This window comes from Candidatus Neomicrothrix sp. (genome assembly GCF_035329545.1).
GTDB classification, from domain to species: domain Bacteria; phylum Actinomycetota; class Acidimicrobiia; order Acidimicrobiales; family Microtrichaceae; genus Microthrix; species Microthrix subdominans.
The window spans coordinates 57,956-67,874 of the sequence record NZ_DAOLGP010000019.1; the positions used below are offsets into that span (position 1 = coordinate 57,956).

Sequence of the window (9,919 nt, forward strand, 5' to 3'; positions counted from 1 at the left end):
CATGGCTGCACCCCTGCCCACCGACCCGTATCTGGTCATCTCGGCCGACTGCCACGCCGGCCTGCCCAACGAGGAGTATCGCGAGTGGCTCGACCCGGAGTTTCGGGAGCCCTTCGACGAGGCGGTCCTCGCCCGGGCCCGGCAACAGGAGATGGCCGCCCAGGGCTTTCTCAACACCGAGTTCGCCGAGGAGTGGAACGCCGAGAACTCCGAGGGGCTGCGGGGCGGCTGGGACGCCGAGCGGCGCGACGCCGAGTTGTCCGACGACGGGGTGGTGGGCGAGGTGATCTTCCCCGACGCCGACTCGGTCACCTCCGGCGCCTCGGCACCCTTCGGGGCGGGGCTGGGCTCCAACGCCGACACCCCGCCCGATCTGCTGCTGGCCGGGGCCACGGCCCACAACCGCTGGCTGGCCGAGCTGTGCGCCACCAGCCCCAAGCGCCGGGCCGGGGTGGCGCTGGTGCCGATTATCGCCGGGGTGGAGGAGTCGGTCGCCGAGATCCGGCGGGCCCACGCCTCGGGACTGTGGGGCGGCATCCTCATCCCGCCGATGTGGCAGCCACACCAGCCCTATCACCACACGATGTACGACCCGATCTGGGCGGTGTGTGAGGAGCTGGAGATGCCGGTGCACGTGCACTCCGGCGTGGCCGACAAGGCGTCCTACGGCCCACACATCGGCATTTACACCACCGAAGTTCGCTTCTGGTCGTCCCGGCCGCTGTGGTTCCTCTTGTGGTCGGGGGTGTTCGAGCGCTTCCCCGGCCTGCGCTTCGGCGTCACCGAATGCGGCACGTTCTGGGTGAACGATCTGCTGTGGCGCATGGACCTGGTGTACGAGCGGGACCATGGGTCCCAGAAGCTAGGCGAGCAGTTGACGACCAACATGTCGATGCGGCCCAGCGAGTACTTCGACCGCAACTGCTTTATCGGTGCCAGCAACACGCTGCGCCGGGAGATGGCCCGCCGCTACGAGATCGGCGTCGGCAACATCTGCTGGGGCAACGACTTCCCGCATCCGGAGGGCACCTGGCCCCACACCCGAGAGTTTTTGGCCGACGTGTTCTGGGACATCCCCGCTGATGAGACCGCCGCCATGCTCGGTGGCAACGCCGCCGAAGTGTACGGCTTCGATCTGGACGCGCTGCGGCCGCTGGCCGACAAGGTAGGCCCAACCCCGGCCGAGCTGGGACAGGCCGGGGCGATGAGCCCGGCCGACGTGGAAGCCAAGTGGGCCGACGCCAAGCGCGCCGGGCGGCCCTGGCGCACCGGCATCGAGACCTGGCCCACTGCGACCCCAGCGTCATGAGCAGCGCCCGCATCAGCGACGCGTCCGCTCCCACCTCATGAGCCCCAGTCACCGCACGCTGGACATGAGGGCCGGCGCCTGATGAGCACAGCGGCGCCTCCGCAGTTCAACCCGTTCGATCCCTCGTTCACCGAGACGCCCTACGAGCTGTATGCGGCGCTGCGCGACGACGACCCGGTGCAGTACTCCGAGCTGTTGTGCGGCTGGGTGGTCACCCGTCACGACGACGTGGTGGCGCTCCTCCGGGATCCGACCGTCTCCTCGTCGGTGCACAGCGCCACCCCGACGCCGGTCACCGAGATCGAGCTGCAGCGCCTGGCCGAGCAGCCCCGGGCGGGCCGCACCGTCGTGATGATGGACGACCCCGACCACGCCCGCACCCGCCGGCTGATGGCCACGCCGTTTCGGGCGAGCGCGATCGAGGCGCTCCGAGGACGGGTGCACGAGCGGATGCACGCAGCGCTCGACGTGCTCGCCGAGCGCGGCCGCACCGTCGGGGGCCCCAGCACGAGGGGCGCAGCGGTACCGGTCGACTTCGACCTGGTCGAGGACTTCGCCTACCCACTGCCGGTCGAGATCTTCTCGGAGATGCTCGGCGTGCCGGCCGAGGACGGTCCCAAGTTTCGGCACTGGACCCAATGCGTCGCCCGGTCGGTCGACCCGGTGCTGCCCGACGACGAGCGCGACGAGTGCCTGGCCGGCCTCGATGAGATGTGCGCCTACCTGGCCGACCAGGCCGAGCTGAAGCGGGCCCACCCCGCCGACGACCTGATGTCGCACCTGGTTCACGCCGAGATCGACGGCGAACGCTTGAACGACCTCGACCTGATGAGCCAACTGGTCACCTTGTACATGGCGGGGCACGAGCCGACGTCGGTGTTGATCGGCAACGGCACCCTGGCGCTCACCCGGCACCCCGACCAGCTCGAGTCGCTGCGCAGCGACCGCAGCCTCATGCGCAACGCCATCGCCGAGCTGTTGCGCCATGACGGTCCCAACCAGTTCACCCGCCGCATCACCACCCGGCCCACCACGCTCAGCGGGGTGGAGCTGCCAGCCGGGGCGGTCGTCTACGCCGGCCTGGCGTCCGCCAACCGCGACCCCCGCTTCTGGGGCGACGATTCCGAGGTGGTGCGGGTCGCCCGGCCCGATGCGTCGAAGCATCTGCAGTTCGGCGCCGGGGCACACGCCTGCCTGGGTTCGCATCTCGCCCGGCTTCAGGCCGAGGTGGCGTTCGACGCCATCCTCGATCGCCTGGTCGGCCTGGAGGTCGTCGGCGAACCGGTGGTGGCCACCCGCATGTTTCTCCGCGGCCTCACCTCCCTCCCGGTGCGGGCCACGATCACTCCGCGGCCCTGAGCCCGCCCGACCAAGGGTCCCTTGCCACGCCGACCCACAGCGATGACACCCATGTCCCATCTGGGTGTGATCACTGTGGGACGGGCCACAGCGATCGCACCCAGTTCGACCGCGGGAGCGATCACTGTGGTCACTCCTCGCTGAGCGGGGAACCGTCGGCGTTGCGTTCCGCTGTGAAGCCGTCGTCGGTGAGGCTGATCACCTTGCCCCGGTTGATGCTGACCCAGTCGCGGGCCTCCAGGTAGGGCGTAAACGTGTTGACGATACGCATCTCGTCAGCTGTGGTCTTGGGCTGTTGCAGCTCGAAGAGGTCGGGGAACTCGCACCAGGCGGTCACCGCATGCCACAGGCGCACCGCGGCGTCGCCGCTCGGCGGGTTGATCAACACCGGACCGAAAAGGCAGCGCTCACCGAACTCGGGTCCACCGAAGGCCGAGTCGGTGAAGAACATGGTCGGAACGCCGTACCCGCCGGAGGCGACCACCCTGTCGTGGTCGGCGCGCACCTCGTCGTGGGTGGACGCATCGGCGAGCGCCTCGTCGACCAGGCCCGGATCGAGGCCCAGCTCCTCGAGCAGGAGACGGGCCACCTCCGGATCGTGCGGGCGGTGGCCCTCCTCGTGCAGCGCCCGTCCGGTGCGCTCGTACCAGCGGTCGAGGTCGTCGTTGCTGCGCCGACGCAGCAACGCACCGATGCGCATGATCGACCAGCCGTAGCTCCACTCCCGCTCCCACGGGTGCTTTTTGCCCTCCACCCGGTTGATCTCCTCCAGGCTGAAGAACTTCCAGTTGACGGTGATGCCCAGCTCATCGCGCACCGAACGGATCCACTTGGACGTCTGGTAGGCGTACGGGCACAGCACGTCGAAGTGGAAGTCGACGCTGGTCGGTGCCGGCGTCGCGCTATCGGTTGCATGATCGGTCATCTGGTGCCCCTTTCACCGGAGACGCTACCGAAGTAGAACCGCATCGAGGGGGCCACCATCGGCGTGGCCGGGCGGCGCTGCCAGACTGGGACGATGTCTCGCAAGCGCAAGCCCAACCGGAAGCGCCAGGGCGGCCGGGTGACCCCACCCAAGCAGGCCCAGGGGACCAGCGGGGCGGGAGCGGTGCCGCCCGACCTCGATCTGTGGGCCGATGCCGCGGGGCCCGGGGAGCGTTGGACCGACCCGGCCAAGCTGGGCGACGGCGACTCGGACCTGGAGCCGGACGTGCACTCGGTGTTCTCCGCCATGGCCGAGGCGATGGAGTCACGTCGCGAGACCCACCCGGCTGAAGCTGAGGAGCTCGCCTCGGAGTTCGTGTCGATCATGGCGATGGCGGCGGCCGGCGCCGACGACGAGGACGAATTCGGCGGCGCACCGCCCGGCCCCGACGACCGCGTCCGGGGCCTCGAGATGGTCTCGGTAGCCGTCTCCCTGCTCGCCGAGGCCGAACGCGTTCGCCCCCGAGCCGCCTACATCGACTGCTTACGCTCGCTGGTGCCCTTTGTCGACGCGGCCGCCGTCGACGATGTTCGGTCGGCGCTCGATCGGGCCGACGGCCGCACGACCCCACCGGCATGGGCGGACGCCATCTGGCAAGCGACGCCGGTGGGCGCCTGGCAGGCCGGCGACCTACTGGGCGACTCCCTCAACCTGGGGATCGAACTGGCCTGGCCCGGGGAATGGGAGAACCGGGTGCTGTTCGGCAGCCTCATCCTCACCGAGGGCCCGTTCGTCAACGACCTGGTGCTCGCCACCCTCGACGAGTTCACCGAGGTGTATACCCCCGGAACCGGCTACCTCGTCGGTCCCGGCGACCGCCCGTACCTGGCCGACGCTATCCGCTACCTCGAACCGGCGGACGTTGGCGAGACCGCTCGTGCACTGCGCGACGGCATCGCCATCGCCGGTGCCGACGCCGACGCCCCGCTGCAACCCGGGTTCGACAGCTTGGCACCGCTGGCCGGGCTGGTACTCGACACGATCACGCTGGCGCCGCCAGCGGACGTCACCCGATCGAGCGATGCCCAGCGAGCGGATGCCGCCACTGCCTTTCTTGCTTCGCCGGAGGCCGCCGGCCTGGCCGACGAGGACAGCGGCGTCGACGGCGACACCGGCGAGGCCGAGGTTCGCGAGCTGGTCGAACGCTTCTTCGACTACGTCGAGCAGCGCTCGGATGGCGACGCGCATCGCTGGTCGCCGGCGGTGGTCGCAGCGTTCCTGGACTGGTATCTGCGCACCGAGATCGCCTCCGACGAGGACGACGAGGCGCTCACCCGCGTGGTCGAGGCCTGGATCCGTTATGCCCATCGGCTCAAGGGCTGGCCGGGGTCGATCACCGACGAGGCGCTGCTGCGCCTCGAGACCCACCTCAACCCCGACGTCGATCCGGCCGAGCTGTGGGAGCAGTCGCTGAGCGATGGCATCGAGGCGATGGCCGACGAACTGGGCTTCGACCTGGGCGACGACGACTCCATGTTTCCGCTGTTCGACGCCTTGGACACCGCCGTCGATTCCGGCGACGATTCCGGCGCGCCGACTGGCGGCTAGTGGGCATGCCGATAATTACGTCGGTGTAAGTTGGGGGTGATCTTGGTAGGCGGGCGGTGGCTGCCGGGAGGTCGGTGTGTCGCGTAGTTCCCCGTTTGTGGTGGTGTTGACCGGCGAGGTGAGGGCCGTGCTGGGCCGCCGTTCTGGTTCCTATTCCGCTTCGCATGGTGAGGTGGTCCGGGCCCGGATCGTGTTGATGGCCGCCGACGGCGACCGGAACATCGATATCGCCGCCGCGTTGGGTGTTCATGTGGACGTGGTGTCGCGTTGGCGGAAACGGTTCTGCGAGGAAGGCCTGGTGGGTCTCGGGGACCGGAAGCGTTCTGGACGGCCCCGGGTCCATGACGCCGAGGTGGTTGCCGGGGTGAAGGCGTTGGCGTGCGAACCGCCGTCGGCTCATGGGGAACCGTTATCGCGCTGGTCGTCGGCCGACCTCGCTTCGAAGGCTGTCGACGAGGGCCTCTGCGAGAGCTTGTCGTCCTCAACGGTACGCCGCTGGCTGGGCGGCCGACCCGATCAAGCCGTGGCAGTTCCGGTCGTGGATCTTCCCTCGCGACCCCGACTTCGCTACGAAGGCCGGGCGGGTGTTGGACCTCTACGAACGCCTGTGGGAAGGCGAACCGTTGGGCCCGGACGACTATGTGATCTCAGCTGACGAGAAGTCCCAACTCCAAGCGTTGGAACGACGCCACCCCGACCTCGACTGCGCACCCGGCCGGACGAGGCGGGTCGAGTTCGAATACCAACGCCACGGCACACTCGCTTACATGGGCGCCTACGACGTCCACCACGGCCGACTGATCGGCACAATCGCTGAGAAGACCGGGATCGTCCCGTTTGAGGAACTCGTCACCAAAGTGATGACCACCGAACCGTACGCGTCAGCCCGACGGGTGTTCTGGGTGGTCGACAACGGGTCATCACACCGCGGACAACCGTCGATCGACCCGATGACCAACGCCTGGCCAACCGCCACCCTGGTCCACCTGCCCGTCCACGCTTCGTGGCTGAACCAGATCGAGGTCGTGTTCTCGATCATCGCCCGAAAGGCAATCCGACCGGTCAACTTTGCTGACCTCGACGAACTCGCCGAACGACTCCGCGGGTTCGAGACCCGATACAACGAGGACCCCCGGCCGTTCAACTGGACCTTCACCCGCAGCGATCTCCTCGCCCTCTGCGAACGTATCGAAGCCCGCCAGAGGACCCTCGCGGCCTGAGAGGACCAGACTGGACACCCATGGCCACCCCACCCGAATCAACCAAAACCAGCCTCACCCAACGCCTCCGCGCCTACGCGGCCGACATATGGCCAGACCACCAGATCGAAACCCGTTTCCGAGGCCAGTTCGCCTACATCGACGCCGTCGACCCAGACGGTGACACCATCGCGTTGTGCCGTCTCCGATACGCAGGCTCCGCGTCGATGTGGGGGTTCGCGTTCTACCGGGCAAGCCACGACGACTACCAAAACAGCTTCCTGCCCAACGGCCAAACCGCAGGCACACCCGAAGACGCACTCGACTGCGCCGCCGGGCTCTACCTCACCCCACCCCAAACACCGACGAACAAACAGGCATGACCACTAGCTCGGGTCGGGGATCGAGAAGTCGCGGTTGGGCGAGGCGGGCGGCATCGTCATGGTCATGCCCGCCGGGGGCCGCCATCCGCTGGCGCCGAGGTCCTCGATGACATGGGCCATGTTCAGCTGATCCTCGTTGTAGCGAAACCGGCCGTCACCCGCATAGATGAGGTGCGAATAGCCGGACTGCTCGAAGTCGGTTCCGCCGGCCCCGGGAATCACCTGGCGCCACTTGATCAACACCGTGTCGCCGTCGATCAGGTAGTGGTCCGTTGGGAAACGCCAGTCGAGTCCGTCCATCGCTTCGCCGAGCACCTCGGCCCGCACCGCGTCGATCCCCTCGATGCGACCCCACGCCGGATCGACGTACACGACGTCGTCGGTGAACAGCGGGGCGAGGTCGACCCAGCGCCCATCGCCGTCGCTGATGCGATCACGCAACTCGATCAGCCGGGTCACCGCCGCCTCGACCTCTTCCCGCGCATGGCTCATCGTCGCCTCCCCCTTGTTGGACGCTCACCGTAGGTCGTGAAGCCCCCAGCGCGCCGGTGAACCTCAGCGGCCGGGCCGCTTCCCGTGGCGCAGACTGTCGGGGAAACCCAGCACGACCGACTCTGGGGCGTTGCGCGCCAGCGAGCGGTAGTGCCGCTCGGCAAACCACCAACGCCCGTCGACTCGGAGGTAGTCGTCCTCATACATGCCGTGGGTCTCTTCCCAGACCTCGACGGATCGGTCGTGGCGGATTTCACTGATGAACATGCGGCCTACGGCCAAGCCGGCGGCAACGTCGACATCGACCACGCTGTTTCGGATCACGAACATGAAGTGATCGAAGCGATCCATCGCCGATCTCAGCATCCCGGCGAGGGCCTCAGGCCCGGCAAGCGTGCGGGCAGGAGCGGACACCAGGTCCAGGTGCACGCTGCATCCGGGCAGCATCAGGTCGCCCAACTCGACGAACGCCCGGCGGGTGATGACGTCGGCATACGCAGCGTTGAGGCGCCCGATCGCTACAACATCGTCGGTCAGCGATACGCCCATGTCCTGACCCTACGGGTCCACCCCGACGCGGCGGTTGCTGCGCCGGGGTGGCCGCCGCGAGGTCGGCCAACGTTTCACCGTCTCGGGAACGGGCATACTCCTTGGGCGGCCCGCGTGTCGCACACAGGACCATCTTGGAGCTCACATGAAGATCACCATCGCCGGTGGACACGGAACGATCGCACGCCATCTCACCCGCCTTTTGGCCGCCGAGGGCCATCATGTCCGGTCACTGGTGCGCAAGCAGGATCAGTTCGTCGACATCGAGGCGGTGGGCGGCCATCCGGTGCTGGTCGACCTTGAGGACACGAACGCCGACCAGCTGGCCGACGCCGTCGGCGACGTCGACGCCGTCGTGTTCGCAGCCGGCTCGGGCCCGGGCAGCGGTGCCGCCCGCAAGGAGAGCGTCGATCACCTTGGTGCCGTCGCCCTCATCGAAGCCGCCAAGCGACATGACGTCGCCCACTACCTCATGGTCAGCTCGATGGGAGCAAACGCGGACCACGAGGGGGACGAGGTGTTCGATGCCTACCTGCGGGCCAAGGGCCAGGCCGACGACGCCCTCCGGTCCAGCGGCCTGGGCTACAGCATCGTCCGCCCAACGTCGCTGACCGACGACGACCCGGTGGGCACGGTCACGCTGACGCCCGACGCCGACGGCGGTGCGATCGCCCGATCCGATGTGGCCGCCGTGCTTCAAGCGCTGCTGCTCGAGGGAGCCCCCCTCGGTTCCACCGTTCAGCTGACCGCCGGCACGACGCCGGTCGGCCAAGCGGTGACGTCCGCTCACGCCTGAGCCCGGGCTCATCCCGTCGACCGGTGAGCCAGCTCGTCAGCCTCCAAGGTGGAGCCACTTCGCCCGGTCGAAGCGCCGACCCCGACGAGCGACCGCCTCGTTACGCAACCGGCGCCGAGGCGCGGGCGCCGGATGGGACAGCCGCCGACGTGAAGGTCATCACGCCGTCGTCGATCGGCGCCTCACGGATCAGCACCTTGTCCTCGGAGTAGCGCTGGGTGTTGACCCACGGTTTGCGATCGCCCTGCTTAGGCAGAAACGGCAGCATCCGCTGGATGTAGCCGGCCGAGAAGTCGTCGATCCACGGGCGAGCCGGCATGTCGGCATCGCTGGGGCGCAGGCGGGGCGTGGCGATGTCGGTGCCGGAATCGCGCAGGTGGTTGAGCAACCGGGCCACGTACTCACACGTCAGGTCGGCCCGCAGCGTCCAGGAGGCGTTGACGTAGCCGAACGACGACACCAGGTTGGGCACGTCGGAGTAGGCAAGCCCCTTGTAGGTCCAGGTGTCGGCGAAGTCGACCGGTTTGCCGTCGACGACAAAGTCGACCTCGCCCAACGTCACCAGCTCCAGTCCGGTGGCGGTGACGATCACGTCGGCCGGAAGCTCCCGGCCGGAGACGAGCAGAATGCCGGTCTCGGTAAACGTGTCGATGTGATCGGTCACCACGTCGGCGGCACCCGAACGGATCGCCTTGAAAAAGTCGCCGTCGGGCACCAGGCACAGCCGCTGATCCCACGGGTCGTAGGTGGGCGTGAAGTGGGTCTCGACGTCGTAGTCCTTGCCCAGCTCGTGTTGCACCATCTTGAGCAACCGGGCCTTCACCTGCGTCGGGGCGGTTCGGGTCTTGTGGTAGAGCCACTCCTGCAGGCGAGTGTTCTTCCGACGGGTCAGGTCGTAGGCCATCCGCTCGGGCAGGTACTTCCGCATCGTGTTGGCCAGAGCATCCTTGGCCGGACGGCTGATCAGATAGGTGGGCGAACGCTGCAGCATCGTGACCTGCTCGGCGCTGGCGGCCATCGACGGCACCAGCGTGACCGCTGTTGCGCCCGAGCCGATGATCACCACCCGTTTGCCCTCGTAGTCGAGGTCATCAGGCCAGTACTGGGGGTGGACGACGCGGCCCTGATAGCGATCCCGGCCGGGGAAGTCGGGGGTATGGCCCTTCCGGTAGCTGTAGTAACCCGAGCACATGAACAGGAAGTTGCACGTGTAGGTGAACGTCTCGGTCGAGCCGTTGGTCGCAGAGCCGTTGGTCGCAGAGCCGTTGGTCGCAGAGCCGTTGGTCGCAGAGCCGTTGG

11 protein-coding genes are annotated in these 9,919 nt (G+C 68.0%); 7 read left to right on the forward strand and 4 right to left on the reverse strand.

Annotation, left to right across the window (positions count from 1 at the left end):
• Position 1 precedes the first annotated feature (1 nt).
• Both PKD89_RS11740 and PKD89_RS11745 read left to right on the forward strand, forming a co-directional pair.
• A complete protein-coding gene (locus tag PKD89_RS11740) occupies positions 2–1,309 on the forward strand; it encodes an amidohydrolase family protein (protein WP_287389965.1) in 1,308 nt (435 codons plus the stop codon).
• 81 nt (positions 1,310–1,390) lie between these two features.
• Positions 1,391–2,668: a cytochrome P450 gene (locus PKD89_RS11745; RefSeq protein ID WP_289010621.1), complete on the forward strand. Its 1,278-nt coding sequence runs from the start codon at positions 1,391–1,393 to the stop codon at positions 2,666–2,668.
• A gap of 130 nt (positions 2,669–2,798) precedes the next feature.
• On the opposite strand, the gene PKD89_RS11750 is transcribed toward PKD89_RS11745, so the two are convergent.
• The gene (locus tag PKD89_RS11750) at positions 2,799–3,593 is read right to left on the reverse strand and encodes a DsbA family protein (protein WP_289010620.1); all 795 of its coding nucleotides are present in this window, start codon (positions 3,591–3,593) and stop codon (positions 2,799–2,801) included.
• A 93-nt stretch (positions 3,594–3,686) separates the two neighbouring features.
• Here PKD89_RS11750 and PKD89_RS11755 point away from each other — a divergent pair, with 93 nt between their 5' ends.
• The 4 genes from PKD89_RS11755 to PKD89_RS11765 all read left to right on the forward strand — a co-directional run bounded on the left by PKD89_RS11755 (position 3,687) and on the right by PKD89_RS11765 (position 6,783).
• A complete protein-coding gene (locus tag PKD89_RS11755) occupies positions 3,687–5,201 on the forward strand; it encodes a hypothetical protein (protein WP_289010619.1) in 1,515 nt (504 codons plus the stop codon).
• Between the two features lie 196 nt (positions 5,202–5,397).
• A complete protein-coding gene (locus PKD89_RS19825) occupies positions 5,398–5,856 on the forward strand; it encodes a helix-turn-helix domain-containing protein (protein ID WP_349257344.1) in 459 nt (152 codons plus the stop codon).
• Positions 5,786–6,421, forward strand: a complete 636-nt coding sequence (locus PKD89_RS11760; protein WP_289010618.1) for a transposase — start codon at positions 5,786–5,788, stop codon at positions 6,419–6,421. Before PKD89_RS19825 ends, PKD89_RS11760 begins: the two co-directional genes overlap by 71 nt.
• A gap of 20 nt (positions 6,422–6,441) precedes the next feature.
• Positions 6,442–6,783, forward strand: a complete 342-nt coding sequence (locus PKD89_RS11765) for a hypothetical protein (RefSeq protein ID WP_289010617.1) — start codon at positions 6,442–6,444, stop codon at positions 6,781–6,783.
• A gap of 3 nt (positions 6,784–6,786) precedes the next feature.
• Here the strand turns inward: PKD89_RS11765 and PKD89_RS11770 are convergent, their stop codons facing one another.
• Positions 6,787–7,275, reverse strand: coding sequence for a nuclear transport factor 2 family protein (locus PKD89_RS11770; RefSeq protein WP_289010616.1), 489 nt, complete (start codon positions 7,273–7,275; stop codon positions 6,787–6,789).
• A gap of 63 nt (positions 7,276–7,338) precedes the next feature.
• On the reverse strand, positions 7,339–7,824 hold the full coding sequence (locus PKD89_RS11775; RefSeq protein WP_289010615.1) for a nuclear transport factor 2 family protein: 486 nt from the start codon (positions 7,822–7,824) through the stop codon (positions 7,339–7,341).
• A gap of 145 nt (positions 7,825–7,969) precedes the next feature.
• Between PKD89_RS11775 and PKD89_RS11780 the strand changes: the two genes are divergently transcribed.
• Complete coding sequence (locus PKD89_RS11780; protein WP_289010614.1) at positions 7,970–8,620, forward strand: SDR family oxidoreductase; 651 nt, start codon at positions 7,970–7,972, stop codon at positions 8,618–8,620.
• Between the two features lie 100 nt (positions 8,621–8,720).
• Here the strand turns inward: PKD89_RS11780 and PKD89_RS11785 are convergent.
• The coding region (locus tag PKD89_RS11785) for an NAD(P)/FAD-dependent oxidoreductase (RefSeq protein ID WP_324332458.1) at positions 8,721–9,919 on the reverse strand (1,199 nt) is incomplete at its 5' end.

What these genes read in the sequence shown, in the direction of transcription:
- PKD89_RS11740 (WP_287389965.1), top strand. Translation starts at nt 2, where the DNA reads ATGGCTGCACCCCTGCCCACCGACCCGTATCTGGTCATCTCGGCCGAC.
- PKD89_RS11745 (WP_289010621.1), top strand. Translation starts at nt 1,391, where the DNA reads ATGAGCACAGCGGCGCCTCCGCAGTTCAACCCGTTCGATCCCTCGTTC.
- PKD89_RS11750 (WP_289010620.1), bottom strand. Translation starts at nt 3,593, where the DNA reads ATGACCGATCATGCAACCGATAGCGCGACGCCGGCACCGACCAGCGTC.
- PKD89_RS11755 (WP_289010619.1), top strand. Translation starts at nt 3,687, where the DNA reads ATGTCTCGCAAGCGCAAGCCCAACCGGAAGCGCCAGGGCGGCCGGGTG.
- PKD89_RS19825 (WP_349257344.1), top strand. Translation starts at nt 5,398, where the DNA reads ATGGCCGCCGACGGCGACCGGAACATCGATATCGCCGCCGCGTTGGGT.
- PKD89_RS11765 (WP_289010617.1), top strand. Translation starts at nt 6,442, where the DNA reads ATGGCCACCCCACCCGAATCAACCAAAACCAGCCTCACCCAACGCCTC.
- PKD89_RS11770 (WP_289010616.1), bottom strand. Translation starts at nt 7,275, where the DNA reads ATGAGCCATGCGCGGGAAGAGGTCGAGGCGGCGGTGACCCGGCTGATC.
- PKD89_RS11775 (WP_289010615.1), bottom strand. Translation starts at nt 7,824, where the DNA reads ATGGGCGTATCGCTGACCGACGATGTTGTAGCGATCGGGCGCCTCAAC.
- PKD89_RS11780 (WP_289010614.1), top strand. Translation starts at nt 7,970, where the DNA reads ATGAAGATCACCATCGCCGGTGGACACGGAACGATCGCACGCCATCTC.